The organism is Candidatus Dormiibacterota bacterium (assembly GCA_035635555.1).
Lineage (GTDB): Bacteria > Acidobacteriota > Polarisedimenticolia > Gp22-AA2 > Gp22-AA2 > Gp22-AA3.
Map to the genome: position 1 here is coordinate 40381 of DASQAT010000044.1, position 22430 is coordinate 62810.

General features: G+C 67.2%; 23 protein-coding genes. 11 read left to right on the forward strand and 12 right to left on the reverse strand.

Annotation, left to right across the window (positions count from 1 at the left end):
* Positions 1–55: 55 nt before the first annotated feature.
* Positions 56–535 carry a DoxX family protein gene (locus VEW47_12485; GenBank protein ID HYS06002.1) on the forward strand — a complete coding sequence of 160 codons (480 nt, stop codon included), beginning with the start codon at positions 56–58 and terminating at the stop codon, positions 533–535.
* A gap of 3 nt (positions 536–538) precedes the next feature.
* Positions 539–1045 (forward strand): hypothetical protein, encoded by a 507-nt coding sequence (locus VEW47_12490; protein ID HYS06003.1) that lies wholly within the window; start codon positions 539–541, stop codon positions 1043–1045.
* 9 nt (positions 1046–1054) lie between these two features.
* On the opposite strand, the gene VEW47_12495 is transcribed toward VEW47_12490, so the two are convergent.
* The gene (locus tag VEW47_12495; GenBank protein HYS06004.1) at positions 1055–1798 is read right to left on the reverse strand and encodes an outer membrane beta-barrel protein; all 744 of its coding nucleotides are present in this window, start codon (positions 1796–1798) and stop codon (positions 1055–1057) included.
* Positions 1799–2023: 225 nt separating this feature from the next.
* On the opposite strand from VEW47_12495, the gene fdhD reads away from it, so the two are divergent.
* A complete protein-coding gene (fdhD, locus tag VEW47_12500; GenBank protein HYS06005.1) occupies positions 2024–2836 on the forward strand; it encodes a formate dehydrogenase accessory sulfurtransferase FdhD in 813 nt (270 codons plus the stop codon).
* A 37-nt stretch (positions 2837–2873) separates the two neighbouring features.
* Positions 2874–4067 carry a 4-hydroxy-3-methylbut-2-enyl diphosphate reductase gene (locus tag VEW47_12505; protein ID HYS06006.1) on the forward strand — a complete coding sequence of 398 codons (1194 nt, stop codon included), beginning with the start codon at positions 2874–2876 and terminating at the stop codon, positions 4065–4067.
* Between the two features lie 56 nt (positions 4068–4123).
* Here VEW47_12505 and VEW47_12510 read toward each other — a convergent pair whose 3' ends face one another.
* A complete protein-coding gene (locus tag VEW47_12510; protein ID HYS06007.1) occupies positions 4124–4816 on the reverse strand; it encodes an LON peptidase substrate-binding domain-containing protein in 693 nt (230 codons plus the stop codon).
* A 135-nt stretch (positions 4817–4951) separates the two neighbouring features.
* Here VEW47_12510 and VEW47_12515 point away from each other — a divergent pair, with 135 nt between their 5' ends.
* Positions 4952–5332, forward strand: coding sequence for a (2Fe-2S) ferredoxin domain-containing protein (locus VEW47_12515; protein ID HYS06008.1), 381 nt, complete (start codon positions 4952–4954; stop codon positions 5330–5332).
* A 7-nt stretch (positions 5333–5339) separates the two neighbouring features.
* Positions 5340–6347 carry a HAMP domain-containing sensor histidine kinase gene (locus VEW47_12520; GenBank protein ID HYS06009.1) on the forward strand — a complete coding sequence of 336 codons (1008 nt, stop codon included), beginning with the start codon at positions 5340–5342 and terminating at the stop codon, positions 6345–6347.
* A 52-nt stretch (positions 6348–6399) separates the two neighbouring features.
* Here the strand turns inward: VEW47_12520 and VEW47_12525 are convergent, their stop codons facing one another.
* Positions 6400–7311, reverse strand: coding sequence for a proline dehydrogenase family protein (locus VEW47_12525; GenBank protein HYS06010.1), 912 nt, complete (start codon positions 7309–7311; stop codon positions 6400–6402).
* Between the two features lie 158 nt (positions 7312–7469).
* On the opposite strand from VEW47_12525, the gene acs reads away from it, so the two are divergent.
* Positions 7470–9434, forward strand: a complete 1965-nt coding sequence (gene acs / locus VEW47_12530) for an acetate--CoA ligase (protein HYS06011.1) — start codon at positions 7470–7472, stop codon at positions 9432–9434.
* A gap of 56 nt (positions 9435–9490) precedes the next feature.
* Here the strand turns inward: acs and VEW47_12535 are convergent, their stop codons facing one another.
* The 7 genes from VEW47_12535 to VEW47_12565 are packed head-to-tail and all read right to left on the reverse strand — an operon-like array spanning position 9491 to position 16346.
* Complete coding sequence (locus VEW47_12535; GenBank protein ID HYS06012.1) at positions 9491–9868, reverse strand: ACT domain-containing protein; 378 nt, start codon at positions 9866–9868, stop codon at positions 9491–9493.
* Between the two features lie 4 nt (positions 9869–9872).
* The gene (locus VEW47_12540; protein HYS06013.1) at positions 9873–10613 is read right to left on the reverse strand and encodes a succinate dehydrogenase/fumarate reductase iron-sulfur subunit; all 741 of its coding nucleotides are present in this window, start codon (positions 10611–10613) and stop codon (positions 9873–9875) included.
* Entirely contained in the window at positions 10606–12438 is a 1833-nt protein-coding gene (locus VEW47_12545; protein ID HYS06014.1) for a fumarate reductase/succinate dehydrogenase flavoprotein subunit, read from the reverse strand. Before VEW47_12545 ends, VEW47_12540 begins: the two co-directional genes overlap by 8 nt.
* Before the next feature lie 3 nt (positions 12439–12441).
* Positions 12442–13266 (reverse strand): succinate dehydrogenase, encoded by an 825-nt coding sequence (locus tag VEW47_12550; GenBank protein HYS06015.1) that lies wholly within the window; start codon positions 13264–13266, stop codon positions 12442–12444.
* Positions 13267–13315: 49 nt separating this feature from the next.
* A complete protein-coding gene (locus VEW47_12555; GenBank protein HYS06016.1) occupies positions 13316–14146 on the reverse strand; it encodes a metallophosphoesterase family protein in 831 nt (276 codons plus the stop codon).
* On the reverse strand, positions 14143–15036 hold the full coding sequence (locus tag VEW47_12560) for a radical SAM protein (GenBank protein HYS06017.1): 894 nt from the start codon (positions 15034–15036) through the stop codon (positions 14143–14145). The genes VEW47_12555 and VEW47_12560 overlap by 4 nt, the downstream gene beginning before the upstream one ends.
* Positions 15033–16346, reverse strand: coding sequence for an NAD(P)-binding domain-containing protein (locus VEW47_12565; protein ID HYS06018.1), 1314 nt, complete (start codon positions 16344–16346; stop codon positions 15033–15035). Before VEW47_12565 ends, VEW47_12560 begins: the two co-directional genes overlap by 4 nt.
* A 255-nt stretch (positions 16347–16601) precedes the next feature.
* On the opposite strand from VEW47_12565, the gene VEW47_12570 reads away from it, so the two are divergent.
* Positions 16602–18875, forward strand: a complete 2274-nt coding sequence (locus VEW47_12570; GenBank protein HYS06019.1) for an Rne/Rng family ribonuclease — start codon at positions 16602–16604, stop codon at positions 18873–18875.
* Positions 18876–18887: 12 nt separating this feature from the next.
* On the forward strand, positions 18888–19466 hold the full coding sequence (locus tag VEW47_12575; GenBank protein HYS06020.1) for a glutathione S-transferase family protein: 579 nt from the start codon (positions 18888–18890) through the stop codon (positions 19464–19466).
* A 3-nt stretch (positions 19467–19469) separates the two neighbouring features.
* On the opposite strand, the gene dusB is transcribed toward VEW47_12575, so the two are convergent.
* Both dusB and VEW47_12585 read right to left on the reverse strand, forming a co-directional pair.
* A complete protein-coding gene (gene dusB / locus VEW47_12580) occupies positions 19470–20444 on the reverse strand; it encodes a tRNA dihydrouridine synthase DusB (protein HYS06021.1) in 975 nt (324 codons plus the stop codon).
* Positions 20445–20551: 107 nt separating this feature from the next.
* On the reverse strand, positions 20552–21097 hold the full coding sequence (locus VEW47_12585; protein HYS06022.1) for a hypothetical protein: 546 nt from the start codon (positions 21095–21097) through the stop codon (positions 20552–20554).
* 612 nt (positions 21098–21709) lie between these two features.
* Here VEW47_12585 and VEW47_12590 point away from each other — a divergent pair.
* Positions 21710–22093, forward strand: coding sequence for a hypothetical protein (locus VEW47_12590; protein ID HYS06023.1), 384 nt, complete (start codon positions 21710–21712; stop codon positions 22091–22093).
* Between the two features lie 156 nt (positions 22094–22249).
* A partial coding sequence (locus tag VEW47_12595) for a hypothetical protein (GenBank protein ID HYS06024.1) occupies positions 22250–22430 on the forward strand: 181 nt, incomplete at its 3' end.

The window sequence follows — 22430 nt, forward strand, 5'->3', positions numbered from 1 at the left end:
CTTCATTGTAGGATGGCTGTCTCTTACGGCGGCCGCGACGGCCTGAGGGAGGACGATGGGATTCCTGAAGGGACGGATCGAGGACTACAGCTCGCCCCTGGCCGCTCTCCCTGTCAGGCTGTACACAGGGTACTTCTTCCTGAAGTACGGCCTGGCGAAGTTCACGGGCGGGTTCGGCGGAGCGGGCCTTCACGAAACCCTGAGCAAGTGGGCCGAGGGGCCTGCCTACCACTTCTACGTCCCCTTTCTGCAGAAGGTGGCGATCCCCCACGCCTCCCTGTTCGCGCACTTCGTCACGCTGGGGGAGATCGTCGTCGGGAGCCTGCTCCTGCTCGGCTGCGCCTGCCGGCTGGCGGCCCTGGGCGGCCTCTTTCTGTGCCTCAATTTTCTGTTCGCGAGCGGCGCGCCGATCCTGAGCACCGAGCAGCCGGCGGTGTTCACCCTGCTGCTCGTCACGATCTACGCGACCGCCGCGGGGCGCGCCCTCGGGATCGATGCGCTGCTGAAGCACCGGCTGCCGCGCTGGGTGGCGTGATCCATGCTGCACAACGTGCCGATCGCGCGCATCCTCGGATTCCTGTTCCTGGGGAGCGTGATTCTGATCGGATTCGTGACGTACGAGGGATACCGCACCTCCATGGGGAGCCTGGCGGCCTCCGCTCACATCCGCTTCGCGCTGTTCGGAATCGTCGTCGTCCTGTTCACCCAGACCATGACCCTCTTCTACTTCGTCGGGACCGGCAGCCGCATCAAGAAGGTCGTGCAGCGCTACGGGCTCGCCGCGTCGCTGGTGGAGCGCACCCGGCGCTTGAAGGCGCGCCTGTTTCCCTGGCTGACGTTCACGCCCCTGGTCACCATGGCCGCCTTCATCGTGGGGGGGGGCGCCCACACACACGCCCTCCCGCGCTGGATGCACGCCCTCCTGGCCCTGATCGCCCTGGCGATGAACCTGATCACGGCGGTCGTGGCCGTCGTCTGTATCTCGGACAACATCGTGCTGATCGAGGAGATCGACGCCGCCCTGCCTGAGACGGCGGCGGACTGAGGCGCGGGTCTAGGCTCCGCCGAGGATGATCGTCAGCGCGAGGCCGATCTCGATGTGGTCCTGGTTGCCGCGGGAACCCGAGCTGTAGCGCACCTGGCGCGCGTCGATGCGGAATGCCGCCTTCTCACCCCCGAAGAAACGCATGCCGCCGCCGTAGTTGTACATGAAGGTGTTTTCGTCCCCGACCAGCTGATCGAGCGGCTGCTGGAGATCGGGATCGGCCGTCTGGCCGAAGATGCTCGAGTTGATCAGACCGACGCCGCCGGTGGCGAAGGCCACGACCTTGCCGCGGTGCTGCAGGAAGAAGTTGTGGACGTAGTTGACGTGAGCGACGATGAGATCGATGCTGACGTCCTCCTGCTTGCGCTGATCGGTCGTCAGTGTGCCGGGCGGTCCGGCGGTGACGTCGTAGACCCTCTTGTGCACGAAGAACGTTCCGGTGGTCGCGGTTCCGCCGAAGCCGAACTCGACCATCTGCTTCTTGGTCCAGTTGTAGCCGAAGCGAAACCCGTAGGAGAGGCTGTCCTGGATGTCCGAGGTCACGACGTCCACTGTCCTCGTGATGGTCGCCCCCGAGGTGAGGGTCTGGTCCGTCGTGCCATCGCCCAGATGCGGGTTCCCATAGAAGATCCATCCCAGCTCGGGGGTCACCTCCCAGGACTTCTCGCGATTCTGCGCCCAGGCAGGTGCCGCCAGGATCGCGGCCGCCGCGCACGCGACGAGCCCCCCTCTCCACATGAACGGACTTCGCATCGCTCCCCCCACGCACAGCGCGGCCCGCGCCGCCTACGCCGTGCCGCCCTCCGGAACTGAGAGACTTGGAAAAGACGGCATACCTTTGCAGAAGCCCTTGTCCCTGTCAAGATCAAAGTGCGGCCTGCGCGAGGGGGCGCGGCGCGGCCGCAGCGCCGCCCCGGACCGGCATGCCCTGCGGGGCCCGCCCTTCCCAATCCCCCGCCCGGCACCTAGAATGTGGGCATGTCACGCGGCGCGGTCGAACGCAGCACGCTCTGGAAGATCCGGGGGGGACTAACACGCGAAGCCTCCGACTGGGTCGTGGTCGAGGAGCCCCTGGAGATCCGCATCGACGGCGAGAGCCTGGCTGTGATCATGCGGACCCCCGGTCACGACCTGGAGCTGGCGGCCGGCTTCTGCCTGACGGAAGGGGTGGTGCGTTCGATCGACGCCATCGGGACGATGCGGCAGTGCCGCGCCGAGGGGGACATGGAGCTGAACATCGTCGAGATCTCCCTGGCCCCGGGGGTCGTCTTCGACGCCCATAGGCTCCGGCGCAATCTCGTGGCGAGCGCCGCCTGCGGCCTGTGCGGCAAGGCGTCCATCGAAGCGCTGGCCACCCGGGCCACGCCCCTGGCCACCGATCTGCGTGTGCGGCGCGAGGTCCTGGAATCGCTCCCGGATCGCCTTCTCGCCGCCCAGGAGAGCTTCGGGCGCACCGGCGCCTTGCACGCGTCGGGTCTGTTCGCCCCGGACGGCCGACTGCGGGTGTGCCGCGAGGACGTCGGGCGGCACAACGCGGTGGACAAGGTTGTCGGGCGCACCGCGCTCGACGGATCGCGCGCGGACGACGCCATCCTCATGGTCTCGGGACGGACGTCCTTCGAGATCCTCCAGAAGGCGGCGGTCGCGGGCATTCCGATCGTCTGCGCCATTTCCGGGCCGACCACGCTGGCCATCGAAACGGCGCGCGCCTTCCATATCACCCTGGTGAATTTCCTGCGCGGCAGCGATATGAACGTCGCCTCCTGCCCGGAGAGAATCGCCGAAAATTGACGGACCCGTGTATCGTGTAGAATCGAGGATGCGACGGATGGACGAGATGGAATATTACCAGCGTGGATTCGGCCTCAAGGAGGCGATTCGCCCCGAGTTGCGGGCCGACTACCACAGCGGCATCGTGGAGAAGCTCAAGGCCTCGGGTTACCGCCTGCAGACCGGCGCCGTGACCTTCCTCCTGGCCCGCGAGTTCGGCTTCTGTTACGGGGTCGATCGCGCCGTCGAATACGCCTACGAGACCCGCAGGCGGTTTCCCGATCGAGCAATCTACCTGGTCGGAGAGATCATCCACAACCCGCACGTCAACGCCCGCCTGAAGGAGATGGGGATCCGGTTCCTGCGGGACCCGGAAGGGGGCGGCCCCGGGTTCGAAGCCGTCCGTTCCGAGGACGTCGTCATCCTGCCCGCGTTCGGCGTGACCGTCGAGGAGATGGCCCGTCTCAAGGCGACCGGCTGTGTCCTGGTCGACACGACCTGCGGATCGGTGCTGAACGTCTGGAAGAACGTCGACCGCTTTTCGGCCACGGGATTCACGGCCGTGATCCACGGCAAGTACGCGCACGAGGAGACCCGGGCCACAGCCTCCCGCACGACCCAGTACCCGGGGGGGCGTCACCTGGTGGTCCGCGACCGCGCCGAGGCGTCGCTCGTCTGCGACTACATCCGGAACGGGGGGGATCGATCCGCGTTTCTCGCCCGTTTCTCCGCCGCCTGTTCCCCCGGGTTCGACCCCGACGTTCATCTGGGTCGCATCGGCCTCGCGAACCAGACGACCATGCTCTCCTCGGAATCCCTCGAAATCCAGGAGATGATCCGGGCGGCGCTCGCGGACCGCCACGGCGCGGGGGAGATTCCGGAGCGCTTCCGCGCCTTCGACACGATCTGCAGCGCCACGCAGGACCGCCAGGATTCCGTCCTCGAGCTGATCGCCGGAAACCCCGACCTCATGGTGGTGATCGGCGGGTACAACAGCAGCAATACCACCCACCTCGCCGCTCTCGCGTCCAGGACCGTCCCGACCTACCACATCCAGGACGCGTCCTGCATCCTCGGGACCGGGATGATCCGTCACAAGCCCTTCGGCAGCCCGTCCGAGGTCACCACCCGCGACTGGCTCCCGAACGGGCCGGTCGTGCTCGGTCTCACCGCGGGCGCCTCCACGCCGAACAACAAGATCGGAGAGGTCGTCTTGACCATCGCCGCCCTTCGGGGCGTGACGGAGATCTGAGTCTCCCCAGACGGACGCAGGCGACGACCGGGCGACTGCCGCCCGGACGCATGCCGTCAGTGAACGTCTTCGCCGTCCGGATCCCGGCGGGCGGCCTGACTCAGCGCGATATCGCGCCAGCGCTCCTCCAGCACCCGGATCAGCAGCCGGCAGCGCTCCCGCACATCGTCGAGGCCGAGCAGCGCCATCTTGAGCGGCAGTTCCATGGCCAGACTCTGGCAGAGCGTGTTGACCACCGCCGCGAAGGGGATATCGCTGTCGAAGGCCAGGGGCTGGGAAACGCGCCCGGAGATCTCCTGGAGGAGTCCGGCGCACGAGGCGAACAGACGTTTCTTGTCTTCCACGACACCGGGACCGTCCACCTCGTTCCGGTCGTCGAGGACACGCACTCGCGCGACGCGGTAGGGGCTGTCCCTCTCGAAGGACAGGACCTCGACCCGAGCCACTCCGCGCAGGCGGATGTTGAACCTTCCGTCCGGCAGTCGCGCCTCCTCCTCGATGATACCCGCGCACGCCATCGGGAAGATTTCGGGGCTTCCGTCAAATCCCCGCTCCCAGCCCGGCTTCAGGAGCGCCATGGCGATCAGCCGGTCCCCCCCGAGGGCGTCCTCGGTCATCTGCCTGTAGCGCGGCTCGAAGATGTGCAGCGGCAGGGAGGCGTGCGGGAAGAAGACGAGATCCGGCAGAGGGAAGACGGGGACTGTCCCCCGCGTCCTCAGGGTCTCGAGCGCCCGCGTCCGCACGTCCACCGTCCACCTCCCGGACGTGCAGCGGAGGGCCCGCTCTCCGTCCCGGCGCAGTTTACCGCCTTACCCTGCGGGCCGGGCGGATTGTTTCCCCCGCGCCCGATGTGGTACTTTGCGGCCTGGCGGGAGAAAGCGCGCATGCCTCCATACGAGTGTCACGTGTTTGTCTGCACCCACGGGGAGTATTGTCCGTTCGATGGATCCGCGGAGGTGCACCGCCTGCTCAAGGAGGGGGTCGCCGCGCGCGGCCTGAAGGGGAAGATCAGAGTCAACAAGGCGGGCTGCTTCAACCAGTGCGGCAACGGCCCGATGGTCGTCGTGTACCCCGAGAATGTCTGGTACGGCGGCGTGACGCCGGACAAGGCGCTGCGCATCCTCGAGGAGCACATCGCGGGCGGCCGGCCGGTGGTCGATCTGAAGTACGAGGCGCTCCCCGGACCCAACAAGAACGGCGCGCGCATGGCCGCCATCAACGCCGCCAGGGCGGCGCTCAAGCCGACCGGGTCGGGCACGGACTGAACCGAGCATGCCCAGAAACCGGTCCCCCTGGATCTCCGGCGCGGCGCTCGGCGGTGCTTTGGCCGGCGCAGTCCTGGCCCTGGCCGTCCGGATCCTCCCCTCGTCCGAATCGCCGGCGCTGAAACAGCTGGCCTGCGCCACCGTGCTGATCGCCGCCTACGCGCTCGGCGTCCTCGTCGCCTATCGCCGCCGCGACAAAGAGCATGTTCGGCTCCTCCTGGATGTGCAGGAGGAGCTCCGGTTCAGCCAGGACCATATCATGGCGAACGAAACCTACCGATCCCTGAGCGCCTACCTCGAGATCGTCGCGCACCAGATGAGGGAGCCGCTCCAGGGTCTCCTGGACGGACTCAAGACGCTCGCCGTCGACAGCGGTCTCCCGGACGCGCTGCGGGAGCGGGTGGCGGGGCTCGGGAGCAGGGGCGAGACCCTCCACGAAACCCTGCGCCACCTGGCCGGTTATGCTCTCACCAAGCCGGGGCGGGCCCCGTTCAGCGCCAATATCCTGCTGCATGAATCGATCCTGCTCTGCCGGCGACGCGCCTCCGAGAAGAAGATCGTCTTCGAGGAACGCTATGCCGTGGTGCCGCCGGTGATGGGGTCGGCGATGCGCGTGCACCAGGCTCTGTTCAACATCATCGTCAACGCGGTGGAGGCGATGCCCTTCGGGGGGGGCACGATCGTCGTCGAGACGGCGCACCAGGGGGAGCGTGTGATCGCGCGTGTGCGGGATTCGGGGATCGGCATACGCCCGGAGCACATGAAGCAGGTGTTCGAGCCGTTCTTCACGACCAAGCCGGAGAAGAAGGGCGTGGGGCTCGGACTCTGGGCCGCCCGGCAGATGCTCGACATCATCGGGGCCGACATCACGATCAAGAGCGCGCCGCACCAGGGGACCGAAGTCACCATCACCTTCGCGCAGGCGGCCCCGCTGCGTCCGGGACGCGAAGGGACCACCCACCCACCCGAGCTCGGGAAGAACACCACCGACGACCGCGATCGCCGGATCGCGTGAGGTCCGGGCGGGATCGGGGTCGCCCGCGTCCCGCGTGGCGGCACCCGGGGTCTCAGGGGGCCCCGGCGCGCCGTCCGAGCAGGTTGGCGACGACGTAACCCGCGATGCTCGGGTTCTCCTTCAGGCGCCGCACCGAGTAGGCATACCAGTGCGGACCGTAGGGAACGTACACGCGCATGCGGTGGCCGGCTTTTCGGATGAGACCGCGCAGCTCTTCGTCCACCCCCAGGAGCATCTGGAATTCGTAGCGGTCGCGCGCCAGACGCTTCTCGTCGATGAGACGGATGGCCTCCCAGACCAGATCCTCGTCATGCGTGGCGATTCCCACATAATGCCCGCGCTCGATCATGTCCTCGAGAACGCGCGCGTAATTCTTGTTGACGACCCCCCGGTTTCGATAGGCGATCGTCCTGGGCTCGACGTAGATCCCCTTGCAGAGCCGGACATTGGAGCCCCCCGGCAGACTCCGGGCGTCCTCGAGAGTTCGTCGCAGGCACGCCTGCAGGACCACCCCCACGTTGTCGAGCCCCTCCCCCCTCAACCTCCGATACAGATCGAGCGTCGGTGTCGTGCAGCTCGAGTCCTCCATGTCGATCCGCACGAAGTTCCCCTGATCGCTTGCCGCCCGGACGAGCGCACGGACATTCGCGAGGCAGAACTCGAAATCAATCTTGAGGCCCAGCTGGGTCAGCTTGATCGAGACGTTCGAGTCGAGCCTTTCATGATGGATGACGCTCAGGGCGCGCTGGTACTCTCTCACCGCCGCATCCGCGAGATCGCGCCGGTCCACCTCCTCGCCGAGGACGTCCAGCGTCGCCATGCAGCCCGCGCCGTTCAGCACGCGCAGCACGCGCACCGCCTCCTCGAGGGAATCGCCGGCGATGTAGCGCAGGGAGAAGGTCCTCACGACGGGGCGCGGCACGAACGGCAGCGCCCGCGAGATCAGGTAGTTCAGCACGGTCACGTGACCTCCCGCGACGGAATGATCGTCCTCTTCCGGCGCGTGATCCTACCAAATGCGCGGCGACCCGGCTTCGGCGAGCGCCGCGCGGGTTTGACACTCCGGATCCGCATTGGCTATAGTCTCGCCCCTGCTTCGACACTCCCACGGCGAGGTGCACGGTGCCGCGCAAGACCCCGGATTCCAGGGCCGAGTCCAGCATCGACGTCCTGCTCCGCGAGGAGAGGGTGTTCCGTCCCGCCGCCGCATTCAGGCGGAGTGCTGTCGTCCGGGACAAGTCCCTCTACAGCAAGGCGGACCGCGATCCCGAGGCATTCTGGGCCGCCTGCGCCAGGGACATCGTCTGGCTCAAACCCTGGAAGAAGGTCCTGGCCTGGAATCCCCCGCGCGCCCGCTGGTTCGTCGGGGGGAAGCTGAACGCCAGCGTCAATTGCCTCGATCGCCACATCGGCACGGCTGTAGGGAACAAGGCCGCGATCCTCTGGGAAGGCGAGCCGGGCGAGGAGCGCACCCTGACGTATGCGCAACTCTTCCGCGAGACCTGCCGTTTCGCGAACGTCCTCAAGGACCTCGGCGTGAAGAAGGGGGACAGGGTCACGCTCTACATGCCGCTCGTGCCGGAGCTGGCGATCGCGATGCTGGCCTGCGCGCGGATCGGAGCGGTTCACAGCGTCGTGTTCGGCGGATTCTCGGCCGAGTCCCTCAAGGAACGCATCAACGACGCGAAGGCCACGGTCCTGGTGACGGCCGACGGCGGCTTCCGCCGCGGCACCGAGGTACCGCTCAAGACATTCGCGGATCAGGCGCTCCTCGGCACGCCCAGCATCCGACACGTGGTGGTCGTACGACGCGGCGGCTTCCCGGTGCTGATGAAGGAGGGGCGGGATCAGTGGTGGCACGACCTGATGCGCGGTCGCTCCGCCGTCTGTCCTCCGGAGCCGATGGACTCCGAGGACATGCTGTACATTCTCTATACCTCGGGGACCACAGGCAAGCCGAAGGGGATCGTGCACGCCACCGGCGGATACATGGTCGGCGTGCACACCACGACGCGCATGGTCTTCGACCTGAAGCCGGAGGACGTCTACTGGTGCACGGCGGATATCGGCTGGGTCACCGGGCACTCTTACGTGGTCTACGGCCCTCTGTCCAACGGCGCGACGGTCCTGATGTACGAGGGCGCCCCGGACTGGCCTGATCGCGGACGGTTCTGGCAAATCTGCGAGAAATACGGCGTCACCATCCTCTACACGGCGCCGACGGCGATCCGCGCCTTCATGCGCTGGGGCGTCGAGTGGCCGGAGAAGTTCAATCTTGCCTCGCTGCGGCTTCTCGGCACCGTGGGCGAGCCGATCAACCCGGAGGCCTGGATCTGGTACCACAGATCCATCGGCGGCGGGCGCTGCCCGATCGTCGACACCTGGTGGCAGACGGAGACCGGCATGATCATGATCACGCCGCTTCCCGGGATCACCGTGACCAAGCCCGGCTCCGCGACCCACCCCTTCCCCGGCGTCTCGGCCGAGGTCCTGGATGATCGCGGCCGGGTCGTGAGGAATGGAGGGGGTTATCTGGCGATCACCCGCCCCTGGCCGGCGATGCTGCAGACGATTTTCGGGGATCCGGACCGCTATGTGAGTCAATACTGGTCCAAGTGGAATACGAAGACCTACTTCCCGGGAGACGGCGCGAAGCGGGACCGTCAGGGCTACTTCTGGCTCCTCGGACGCGTGGATGATGTCCTGAACGTCGCGGGTCATCGCATCGGCACCATGGAGGTGGAGAGCGCCCTGGTCGACCATCCCGCGGTGGCGGAGGCGGCCGTCGTGGGCAAGACCCACGACCTCAAGGGCCAGGCGCTGGCCGCGTTCGTCACTCTGAAGGAAGGAATCGCCGCCGAGGCCGGTCTGGTGGCCGAGCTGAAGGCCCACGTCGTGCACAAGATCGGCGCCCTGGCGCGCCCCGACGACATCGTGTTTGCCGCCGAGCTTCCCAAGACACGTTCGGGGAAGATCATGCGCCGGCTTCTCAAGGACATCGCCGAGGGCCGCGCCCTCGGCGACACGACGACCCTCGCCGATCCCGCCGTCATCCAGGCGCTGAAGCAGAGATACCAGGAAGACTGAGCGACCATCCGGCGGCGCCTCACCGCGAAGGGCCGCAGGGTCGCGACGGCTTCCCGTCAGCCGACGATCTTCGCCGCCTTGTCCAGATCGCTCACGACCATGACGACGATCGCCTTGCCGGGCGTCTGGGTGATGCCGGTGTAGGCGTAGTCGATGTTGATTCCGGCTCCCGAGAGGCGGGAGCAGATGTCTCCGAGCGAGCCGGGCTGGTCCGCCATGTCCACGGTCAGGCAGTCTTCGATCGAAGCGTACAACCCCTCTTTCTGCAGCGCCTCCCTGCCCTTCGCCGGATCGTCGGCGATGATCTTGGCGCGTCCCTCGAAAACCGCCAGGGCGCGCATGTTCACCCGGGCCTTGCCGAGGGACTGGGCGACCTGGGAGAGGGTCCCGGGCTTGTTGGCGAGTTGGACGGTCAACTGCTTGGCTCGCGGCATGTCTCTACCTCCTGAGGAGCTTTCGGACCAGCCCAAGGAGCGGATCGAAATAGCGGTCCGCCACCCGTTCCTTGAGCGGGATGATGCCATTGTCGGTGATCTGGATGTGCTCGGGGCAGACCTCGGTGCAGCAGCGCGTGATGTTGCAGAGGCCCGACCCGAACTCCCGTCGGATCGCGGGGATCCTGTCGTCCGTGTCGAGCGGGTGCATCTCGAGAGACGCCAGTCGAATCATGAAGCGCGGCCCGACGAAGGCGTCCTTGCACGACTGGTCGCGCAGGACATGGCAGACGTCCTGGCACAGGTAGCACTCGATGCACTTGCGGAACTCCTGCACCCGGTCCACGTCCTCCTGCATCATGCGGTACGGCCCCGAGGTGGCTCCCGGCCGCGGCCGGAACGGCGGGATCCGCTTGTTCTGCTCGTAATTCCAGGAGACGTCCGTCACCAGATCCTTGACGACCGGGAAGGTCTTCATCGGCTGCACGGTGATGATCTCGGTGGCGGAGTACTGGTTCATGCGCGTCATGCAGGCGAGCTTCGGCTTCCCGTTGATCTCCATGCTGCAGGACCCGCACTTCCCCGCCTTGCAGTTCCACCGCACTGCCAGGTCGTTGGCGAGTCTCGCCTGGATCCGGTGCAGGACGTCCAGGACGACCATGCCGGGATCGACGTCCACGCCATACTCGACGAACGCACCGCCCGCCGCCGTGCCGCGCCAGACTCGAAAGGTGCGCTCAGGCACGTCCGGCCTCCAGGTCCTCGATCTTGGCGAAGGCGATCGCGGCCAGCTCCTTCGGCGGCTCCTGCCGGTCCACGACCCGCGTCTCCATGCGTCCGTCGCCGCCCCTCAGCACGACGACATTCGCCTTCTGCCACTCGTCGCGCTCGCCGGGATAATCGACGCGGGTATGCGCCCCCCTGCTCTCCTGCCTCACGAGCGCGGCGCGAGTGACCGCCTCCGCGGTGATCAGGAGCGACTTCAGGTCGAGCGCCTCGTGCCATCCGGCGTTGTACTGGGCCGCGCCGGCAGCCTTCACTTTCGCGGCCTCGGCCTTCAGCTTTTCGAGCTCCTCGAGCGCGGTCCGGAGCTCGCTTTCCGCGCGGACGATCCCGACGTATCGACCCATGATCTCCTGGAGTTGCTCGTGCACGACGTACGGATTCGTGCCGCTCTCGCGATTCAGAATGTCCGTGGCCCCGCGCACCGCTGCCCGCACCTCGTCTTCGTGGACCCGCGGCACGGCCCCGAGACCCTTGACATACTGCGCCGCGCCGATGCCCGACAGCCTTCCGAACACGAGGAGGTCGGAGAGCGAGTTGCCCCCCAGCCGGTTGGCGCCGTGCATCCCCGCCGCGGCCTCTCCGGCGGCGAACAGACCCGGCACGGTGGACATCTGGGTGTCGGAATCGACACGGATGCCCCCCATGAAGTAGTGCAGCGTCGGCCCGACTTCCATCGGCTCGCGCGTGATGTCCACCTCGGCGAGCTCCTTGAACTGATGGTACATGGAGGGGAGCTTCTTCTTGATCGTCTCCCCCCGCACGCGCGAGGCGATGTCCAGGAACACACCACCGTGCGGCGAGCCGCGGCCTTCATTGACCTCCCTCGTGATGGCACGCGCCACGACGTCGCGCGTCAGGAGCTCGGGCGGCCGGCGCGCGGTCTTGTCTCCCTTGAGCCAGCGGTTCGCCTCCTCTTCGCTGGCGGCGGTCTCGGAGGCGAATTTCTCCGGGATGTAATCGAACATGAAGCGCTTCCTGGCGCTGTTCAGAAGGACGCCGCCGTCCCCGCGCACGCCCTCGGTCACGAGAATGCCGCGCACCGAGGGCGGCCACACCATGCCGGTGGGATGGAACTGCGTGAACTCCATGTCCATCAAATCGGCGCCCGCCTCGTAGGCCATGGCATAGCCGTCACCGGAGTACTCCCAGGAGTTGGACGTGATCCGCCAGGCCCGCCCTCCCCCGCCGGTCGCCAGGACGATCGCCCGGGTCCTGAACAGGACGAAGCGTCCGGATTCGCGCCAGTAGCCCAGGACACCGGCGATACGCCCTCCGTCCAGCAGGAGCCGCAGGGCCGCGCACTCCATGTAGACGCCGAACCCCTTGTGGACCGCGTGGTCCTGGAGCGTGCGGATGATTTCGAGGCCGGTCCGGTCACCGACGTGCGCCAGGCGCGGATAGCGGTGCCCGCCGAAATTCCGCTGGCTGATCAGGCCGTCCCGGGTGCGATCGAACACGGCTCCCCATTCCTCCAGCTCGCGCACCCGGTCGGGAGCTTCCCGGGCGTGCAGCTCCGCCATGCGCCATTGGTTGAGGAACTTGCCGCCCCGCATGGTGTCTCGGAAGTGCACCTTCCAGTTGTCGCGTCCGTCGACGTTGCCGAGGGCCGCCGCCACGCCCCCCTCGGCCATGACGGTGTGGGCCTTGCCCAGGAGCGACTTGCACATCAGGCCGGTGCTGAGGCCGCGCGCGGAGCATTCGATCGCGGCGCGCAGACCCGCCCCGCCGGCGCCGATGACCAGAACGTCGTGCTCGAAGGTCTGTATCTCGGCCACGTCGAGCATCGGCTAGCCCCAGGTGCTGATGTCGTGAATGAGGCCCATCGAGAGCAGGCGGACGTACAGGTCGGAGAACGCGACCCAGAAGAGACTCACCCATGCCCACTGCATGTGATGGGCGTTGAGCGCCGACGCGCCCCGCCAGATCCCGTGGCGCACGGGGCCGCCGCGTTCGCAGGAGAAGCAGTCGAGCCTCCCCCCCACGAGGTGGCGCCAGGAATGGCATCCAAACGTATAGGCCGCCAGGAGCGTCGGGTTCACGAGCAGGACCACGCTTCCCACCCCGACTCCGATCCGCCCGTCGCGGAAGAAGGCCTGGTAGGCGTCGACGTACAGGATGAAGATGAACGCGATGGCGAAATAAAGCGCGTAGCGGTGCAGGTTCTGGACCACCAGGAGCCCGGTCTCCCCCCGGTAGCGACCACGCCGGACCGGACCGACGGCGCAGCCCGGGGGCGTTCCGAAGAACGAGCGGTAGTACGCCTTGCGATAATAGTAGCAGGTGGCCCGGAACGCCCCCGGGAAGATGAGGATCAGGAAGGCGGGGGAGGCGGGAAGGAACGACGGCCACCACCCCGGCCACGCGCCGAACCAGGCATGCATGAGAGGGGCGGAGCCGGGGGCGGCCGGATCGATGAACAGCGGGGGTGAATAGAACGGCGAGATATACGAAGCGTACGAGTAATACGACCCCTGGAACGCGGCCCACGTCGCATACACCGCGAAGCCGCCCAGGCCGAGGATCGTCAGGAGCGGTCCGACCCAGAAGCGATCCGTGCGCGCCGTCTGCGCGAATCCGACGAGGTGACCGCCGGCGCGCGCTGCCTCTGCCATCCATCTCCTCCGTTCAGGTGCCCTGATGTTCGGCGGGGCGGATTCTATATTAGAAGCGCCCGGATTCGCGCTCGCGGGCGGGCAGGACCTCCAGGCAGGTGGTCCACCACCCCGTGAGGATTGTCTCCACGAATTCCTCGGGGAGTCCTTCCCCACGCATGTCGCGCGCCAGTCGTTCGTGGTCGTACACGACCGGGACGAACTCGACGCCCAGGGGACCCGACCGGCCGGTCGCTCCGGTGCGGGCCGCCGTCAGGAGGGTGTACCAGACGTGCGTCGCCCCGTCGTTGGCCGGCCGTCCCAGAGCGCCGACGTTGATCACCTGCCCACCCCCGGGCAGGGTCCGGCTCCAATGCAGCCCGGTGTGCGTGCACAGAATGACGTCCGCCCCGTGATCGCGAAGCAGCTTCTCGAGAAACGGCACGGGGGACGTCGACTGCCACAGAAATTCGTTCTGGCGGCGGGGCGACCCGTGGCACAGCAGCACTCTGCGACCGCCCATCTCGATCCGGTGGGTGGGCGGGAGCTCCCGGTACCATTCCTTGAACGCGCGCGGCGTGTTCGCCCGGGTATAGTCGTAGGCGATCTGGGCGAACCGGTTGTCGCGCGGGTCCGTGTACCCGCACTGACAATCGTCTCTGTCATGGCCGACGGACTCCTCGTAATTTCCCTGGATCACCGTCACGCCGTGCTCCCGGAGAAGGGCCGGGACCCTCTCCGGATGCGGACCGAATCCTCCCAGATCGCCGAGACAGAAGAGGACCTCGGCACCGCGGTGACGCGCGTCCTGTATCGCCGCCTCGAGCGCCGGGGAGTTGTTGTAGACGCCCCCGAAAAAGGCCGCCCTGTCCGGGAACGAGGTCAGGCCGGACTGAGTCATGTGCGACAGGTGACGCCCGTGAGGTAGCAGGTGTGGCAGGCGCCGTGCGTGAGCGGGAAGGGCCGGATCGCTTCGCGCAAGCCGGCACCGAGGCGGGCGCCGGGTTCCTCGACCAGGATCGGGCAGACGTAGACTCCACGCGTCGTCACCGCCCTCCCCGTGCTGCATTGCAGGGCCTCCAGACCCTCGCGTGTCACAGTGTCCGGCGACAGACGCTCCCACATCTCGTAGCCTCGCGCTCTCGCGGCCTCGGCGCCGATCCGCCAGAGCGGCAGCACCTTGACACGGGGCCGCGCCAGACCCAGAGAACGCAACAGCTCCAGCATCCGCGCCCGGCCCTCACCCCCTCCGACGCCGACGGCCGCCTCGGTGACCGTCACGACCGGAAGGAAACGGTGCGCGGCCAGAGTCTGGATCCCCTGGACGGCCCTCCTGAACGTCCCGGAGCCGCGGATCCGGTCGTGATCCTCGGGGCCCCACCCGTCCAGGCTCACCCTGACGTCGAGCGAGTATTCCGAAGCGTCGGCGATCGCTCGCAGAGCCCGGCAGGTGCTCGCATCGAGAAACAGCCCGTTGGTCAGCACGTTCGCCGGCCCCTGGCGCAGCGTCGCCTCGAGGATGGGCAGGAGCTCGCGATTCATGAACGGCTCCCCTCCCGTGAGGTAGTACTCGCGGACGCCGAGCGCTCTGGCATCGTCCAGGTGCCGGCGAGTCTCCTCGACCGTCATCATGCCGTGGCTGTGATTGTCGGGGGCGCAGGAGATGAAGCAATGCGTGCAGCGCAGGTTGCAGATCGTGCCGGCCACATAGAGCCAGAGCGTGTCCAGGGCGAGCATCGGGGCGTGCGGGTGGGAGGGAACGCCCCCGTCCGGGACGGGCGCCCCGTTCACGCTCGCGTCTCCGGGAGGTGGCCCGAATTCCGCGGCCCGGTCGCCGAAACGCCGGAGCTGCCCGTCCGACGCCTCCCGGGCGACGGGACGGCGTCCTGCAGGGGGCGCGCTCCACGGGCAAGGCCCGCGAACACGGCGTCGACCTGCTCCAGGCCGGCGCGCAGCAGGAAGGTCGCATTCCGACCGTAGCTCTTGCTGCCGATGATGTAGAAATCCGGCTCGGGATGGGAGAGCAGGTCGGCGGAAGGCGCGGGCTGCGCCAGGCAGTCGTCCCCCTTCCCCAGAAGTACGGCCGCGAGCTTGATTGGCCCGCAGGTGGCGTAGCACAGGTGGACCTGGAGCTCGGAGTGGATCGACGAGTCCGGTGTAGACCCGACGTTGGCGATGATCCGATCGACGATCTTCCGCCGCCGACGTCCTCCTCCCCGCAGAGACACCTCGAGGCGCCCCCGGTCCCGCCCGCCCTTCACGAGGATCGATTCGACCACGCTTCCCGGGCACGCCTCGAATCGCGGGTTGCGCCCCGCGGCCAGCCGGCTTGCCTCGGCGCAAAGGGCTCCGCGCGCGGGCAGGAGCTCGCCGGGAACACCCGCATACAGCGGACGCCGCGTGCTCCTGAAGACCCAGATGACCCGGGTGCGCGGATGCCGCGCGGCGAGCGCCGACAGGGCGACCGCGGATGTGGCCGCCGAGTGACCGGCTCCCACAAGGAGAGTCGTCCGGCCGGCGAAAAGGGCGGCGACCCGGGGGCTCGCTAAGTTCGGGATTCCGCGATCGATGAACGACGCCGCCTGGCTCTCTCCCGGGACGGGAATGCCGCCGTCGCCCAGCGGTCTCATCTGCCCCCACGTGCCGGAGGCATCGATCACGACGTCCGCCGCGTGGACCTCCTGTCGTCCTCCTCGCTCGGCGAGAATGCGGAACGGCCGGACGGCGCGCGCGTCGTTGCCGGGCAGGTCCTCTTTGAGAGTCGCGTCGCGGCTGATGGCCAGAACCCGGGTGCGCTCCCGCACGGCGCCGCGCAGGGGGCGGCTCTTCGCCAGAGGAAGGAGATAGTCCGCCAGGTATTGGCGCCCGGTCGGGGCGGTCCCGGCGTCCCGGCATGGCCGCACCCCTTCGCCCCTCAAGACCCGCAGCCCCAGGGAGGAGCAGTTCATCTCCCACGGGGAGAACATTCGAACGTGACCCCAGGATCGGAGATTCTCCCCGACCCGTCCCACCTCCAGAACAGCGACTTCGTATCCCAGGTGCGCCCCGAGGAGGGCCGTTTCAAGCCCGATCGGCCCCGCCCCGACGATGACCAGTCGCATGCCCCGCGGCATGCGCGCGAGTCTAGCACAGGACCCGAGCCCCCCCGGGAGGCCGAGGCCGCCCCGGGCTTGCGCCGGGAAATCGGAGGCCCCATCTTCTTTGCATGCGGGGCAGGGTGCTATACTGCCCTCCTCGTGGTGGAGCTCCCAGGCCGGCCCCATGGCAGGCACGGTCGAGCCCGCCGCGAGGCGCTGACCGCGGGACATGACCGGCCAAGGAGGCTGGCCCCGGGGACGGGAGCGCGAGGAGATTCAATGCCAAAATCGATGTTCGTCAACGTGACCGCGGAAGAGGAAAACCGCGTCGCGATCGTCGAGAACGGCGTCCTCGACGTCTTCGAGATCGAGACCCTCAGCAAAGAACATCTCAAAGGGAACATTTTCAAGGTCGTCGTGGAAGGGATCAACCCCGCCCTGGAGGCCGCCTTCGTCAACTACGGAGGAGAGCGCGCCGGGTTCCTGCCGCTCGACGAGGTCAACTTCAAGCTCTATCCGAGCCGCAACGGCGGCCAGGCGGCCGGTAAGGGCCGGGGAGCGAGGATCAGCCGCCATCTCGACAAGGGGATGGAGGTCCTGGTCCAGGTCATCCGCGACGCCTTCGGCAACAAGCCCCCGACCATGAGCACCTACTATTCCCTGCCGGGACGGTATCTCGTCCTGATGCCGGGGGCCGACGCCGCCGGCATCTCCCGGAAGATCGAGAGCGCCGAGCAGCGCGAGCGGCTGCGGAAAATTCTCGATGAGCTGACGGTGCCCTCCGGATTTGGCGTGATCGTGCGCACTGCGGGCATGGAGACGAGCCCCCGTGAGCTCCAGGCAGACCTCGAATCGCTTCTGGAGCTCTGGAGGACCATCGAGACCGCCGCCGAGCAGGTGAAGCCTCCCGCGCTGATCTTCCAGGAGCGCGATCTCGTGATCCGCACCATCCGGGACTACTTCACCTCCGACATCGAGGAGGTCCTGATCGACGACGAACCCGCCTACGTGCGCGCCCGGAAGTTCTTCGAGGCCCACATGCCCGACAAGGCGGACGTGGTGAAGCTCTATACCGGCGACAAGCCGATCTTCACGAAGCACAACGTCGAAGACCAGATCGAGCGCATCTACAAGCGTACGGTCCAGCTCAAGTCGGGCGGCTCGATCTCCATCGATCAAACCGAGGCGCTGACCGCGATCGACGTGAACTCCGCCCGCTCGATCCGGTCGGCCAGCAGCGAGGACACCGCGACGCGCACCAACCTGGAGGCGGCGGAAGAAATCGCCCGGCAGCTGCGCCTGCGCGACATCGGCGGCCTCATCGTCATCGATTTCATCGACATGGAGTCGAGCAAGCACATCCGGCAGACGGAGCGCGCGTTCGCCGATGCCATGTCGCGCGACAAGGCGCGCTACGACGTCACGCGCATCAGCAAGCTCGGCCTGATGGAGGTGTCGCGCCAGCGCATCCGTTCCACCAAGGCCTCTTCATCGTTCATGGAGTGCCCGACCTGCCAGGGGGACGGCACCGTACGAACTCCCGAGGCCGCGGCGCGCGCCGCCTTCCGCAAGATTCAGGCGCGCGTGGTGAAGGGTGACATCTCGGGCGTGAAGGTCTTCCTGCCGCCGGAGGTCGCCCTCCACCTTCTCAACCAGAAGCGGGACGATCTCGCGCGACTCGAGGGACGCTACAGGGTGTCGATCGAGGTGGCGCCGGAAGCGCGCATGAAGGCCAGCCAGTTCGAGATCGAGGAGGTCCGCCGCGAGGAGCCGGAGGTCCAGCCGATGGTCACCGCCGACACGGTGGACAAGGCGCTGGTATCGGGCACGCTGCAACCCCTGCCGCGCCCCCCGGAGACGCAGGAGAGCGCGGCCCCTCCCCAGCCTCCGCGCGAAGCGGCCGAGGGCCCGTCAAGGCGCAGGCGGCGTCGCCGTCATCGCCAGACGCCGGGCGCCATGAGCGCTCCTCCCCAGGACGCGGCGCAGCGGCCCGAGGGAGCCATGATGACGGCCCCGCCCGCGCGCGGCGGCGCGCCGCTCCCGCCCGGGGCATCCGACGCGCGCTCCGGAGAGCAGGACGAAGCTCCCGCCTATTCCGAGGGACCCGATGACGAGGGGAGCCTCCCGACCCCGCCACGCGCGGAAGTCGCGGCCGGCCCGGTGATGCCGCGTTTGGCCGAGCTCCCTGTGACGGACGCTCTCCAGGGCGCTCCGCATCACAGACGGCGCCGACGCCGACGACATCGCGGACGCGGTGGCCCGGGTACGCGCCCGGCCGGATCACCGCAGGGGGATGCCCGATCGGCATTCGGGACACAGCGGAGAGGCGTGACGCCGGGTGGCAACGGCTCCGCCGATTCGTCCCGGCGGGAAGAAGCGGCACCTCCGAGGTCCGAGCCCGCATTGCCGCCCCACTCCCCACGACCGTCCCAGGACATCGACCCGGGGCCGCCCCCGGCCGCGCGTGTCGGGGCGGACGGCGCCGCAGCGGACGCACAGGCCGAGGCGAAGCCAAAGCGGCGCTGGTGGCGACGCTCGTTCAGCAGAGGCTGACCGGTACGGCTCATGTCGCTGAAGCTCCTCCACTTCGAGGCCTGCCCCTTCTGTGAGAAAGTCAGGCTGTCCCTCAGGCATATGAAGCTGCCCTACGAAGCGGAGGTCATCGAACCCGGTGATCGCAGCCGGGTCGAAGAGGTCTCCGGGCAGAGACTCGTTCCGGTGCTGTGCGACGGAGAGCGCGTCATCCCCGATTCCACCCGCATCCTCCGCTACCTCATAGCGCGCTACGGCGACACGGCCATTCTTCCGGGCGATCCGGCCGAGCAGGCGCTTGCCTGGATCGTCGAGGACTACGCCGACGAGGTCCTTGGTCCCCTGTTGCGTTCGATCCTGGAGGACCGGACCGATTCGGGCGCCCCGCTGCAGGGCGCCGAGCGCCGCGAGCTCGAGCGGCACCTCGAAACGCAGTTTCGGAATCTCGAGCAGCTTTTCTCGCAACGCGCCCACGTGTTCGGAAACAGACCCGGGCTGGCCGACATCTCCCTGTATGCCTTCCTCGTCAGCCTGGTCCGATCCGGCCGGAGCGAAATCTCCTCCGGGTTTCCACACCTGAAATTGTGGTACGGCAGGATGGAGAGTCTGTAGCGATCAGGCGGCGACGAGGACCTGGAAGAACTCCTCGATCGCATCCATGAACTCCGAGACCGAGACCAGGCTGTTGATCCGCTGGCGCAGGACCCGGCCGTTGGGCAGGCCGTGCGTATACCAGCCGGTGAAGGTGCGGATCTTGTGCAGGGCGAAGCGCTCCTCTTCGCGCTCGCGCAGAAGCGAGAAGTGGTACAGGATGAGTTCGCGCCGCTCTTCGATCGAAGGCTGCCGGGGCAGGGTTCCCGCCCGCGCCGCGGCGATTTGTCGGAAGATCCAAGGATTTTTGATCGCCGCCCGACCGATCATAACGCCGTCGCAGCCGGTCGCTGCCCAAAGAGCGAGAGCGTCGGCGGGCTCCTCCACGTCTCCGTTGCCGCTCACGGGGATCCGGACCGCCTCCTTGAGCCTGCGGATACGCCCCCAGTCGGCCTTGCCGCTGAACATCTGGCGCGCCGTGCGCGCGTGCAGGGCCACGGCATCCACACCCTCCGATTCGCAAATCCGGCCGAGCTCGAGATAGTTGGATCGGGCGTCGTCGAGTCCCGCGCGGAACTTGACGGTGAGCGGTAGAGTGACGCGTCGCCGCACCGTCCGGATGATGTCCCGTGCCAGTCCGAGGTCGCCCATCAGAGCAGCGCCGGCGCACCCCTTGAGGACCTTGTTGGCGGGACAGCCCATGTTGATGTCGACGATGTCCGCGCCGAGCGCCTGAACGAATTCCGCGGCATCGGCCATACGCTGGGGATCGCTGCCGTAAATCTGAATGGCCAGAGGGCGCTCCTCCTCGGAAAACTCCATCATGTGGCGCGTCTTCTCGTTCCCCCGGGTCAGCGCCTCCGAGGAGATGAACTCCATGGTCACCAGGCCGACTCCGCCGATCCGCTTCAGGATGAGGCGGAAATACTGGTCGGTGATCCCGGCCATGGGGGCCAGGATGGTGGGCTCGTCGAGAACGACATGACCGATGCGCATCATGGGAACCATATTCTCGCACGGGGCGATGCAGACGCCGCCCAAAAAAGTCGAGCGCCCCGTCCCGTCTCCGGGAGGGGCGCTCGCGGTCTCGTTCGATGACGCCTGGACTAGGGCTGAGGATCCGATGGACTCTGCTGCCCCGGAGGTATGACCTGTTTGCAGAACTTGGCGCAGCCGGAAGCAAAATCACACAGGGCCGGACTCGGGGCACAGCCGAAAGCCGCCTTGCAGCAATCCTGGCAATTGCCGCGGTTCTTGTTGTCCAGGCACTGCGTCGGGAAATCAGTGTCCGGACTGATGCTGGAAGCGCTGCTGGCGAGACCGACAACTGCCGCGAGCTGGTCCGCCTTCCCCGAGCTGACGGCACTGTCGGGGTTCGCGGTCGAGACCCGCAGGCCCAGATCCGCGAGGATTCGGGCGGCCGTCCCTTCAGTCAATCTCGCGTTCGCGTCGTCGATCTTCACCCCGAGCGACTTGAGGGAATCGACGGCGGCGGTCGGCGTGCTCACCGGCTGGCCGATCGCCTTTGTCACCTTCACGGCAAAATCACCCACCGTGACGGTGGATTTTTGGGCGCTGCTCGCCGCCGCGAACGCGGCCACGGTCACAACGGCACTGACCGTGAGGACCAGCAAGGACTTCCTCATCATCATGTGGGCTCCCCCCTCAGATGGATACTGAGTCGATGTCAATACTTATGCATCACTCCAGGCACGCCTAACCGTCCATGAATGCAGAATTCGCCAAAAGCGCCCCGAAATCTACGGCTAAACAATTCTGACGTCAAGCAGGTTTTTCGGGTTGCCCATTTCGCCAACAGCGCGGTGTGCGGGAGTCCCGTGACTTTATGCAGCAGGGTTATTTTCCCCGACACGGAGAAAGCGGTCTGTGAATGCGCGCCGCCGGTGGCGTTTCAGGGGAGCGGCTCGCTTGCGCTCGGCTTGTTGATCACCATGCAGGCCTTGGCGCAACTACTCGCCTCCCCACCGAGAGCCTTGCAGCAGTCCATGCACAGACCGTGAGTCTTCTGATCGAAGCATGAGTCCACAGTGTCAGTCGGGTCGGACTTCTCTGTGGTCGACCCTGTCCTGCTCGCGGGTCTAGCGAGAGCAGAACGGAATTGCAGCACCAGGAGATCGGCCTGATCGCGGGTCAGGAGACGATCGGGGCTGGATGTCGTCGCCGCGAAGCCGGCGATCTGGAGAATGGCGACAGCGCGCCCCTCCGTGAGAGGCGCATTCCCCCCCATTCCGAGATCCGTGGTGATGAGCCGCCTCGAAACCTCGCTTGCTCCCGCCATCCGAGCAACGCTCGAGAGATCGCGGGAGAGTTCGCTCGCGGTGACACCCGGACCGGGCCTGGCAGTCGCCGCAAGTGTCGGCGCCATCGCCGCCCAGGCAATCACGGCCATGAAAATGGAAATCTGCACTTTCTTCATCGTCGTCTCCGTCTCTACGCTGGAAGGAACCCAGGACACCCTGTGCGGCCACAGATCATTTACGGCGATCCGTCAGGATTGTCAATGCATTTCGCGTGCGAGCGAACATGGCGAGCCGATCATGCCCGTTTTGCGCGGGGCACGCGGACAATCACGTCTTACCAGTGTCGCACCGAAATCGCTTGACAAGCTGTCACTTGGCGGTATTTAAGGCGAGAACTTCTACGCACAGATAGCCGACTCTTCATCTTCGGAGGGACCGTGGCCAGGACGCCTGGAGGGAGGCGTTTCGGTCGCCCGACCGAACGCGCAGTGACGTCCTCACCCTGCCGCGCACGGGGAACGGGTGGGAGAGGCAACGTCACGCATGCGGACTGACACCCGATCCCGCACCGTCAGGCTCGTCGCCTGCGGGCTGGCGGTGTGCGCGCTGGGGGTGGTGGCGCGGCTGGTGATGGCGGCCGGGGCGATCACGCTGTACGTGGACGACAACAGCACCTGCACGAGCGGCTGCGGCAGCCAGGCCGCCCCGTACCGCACCATCCAGG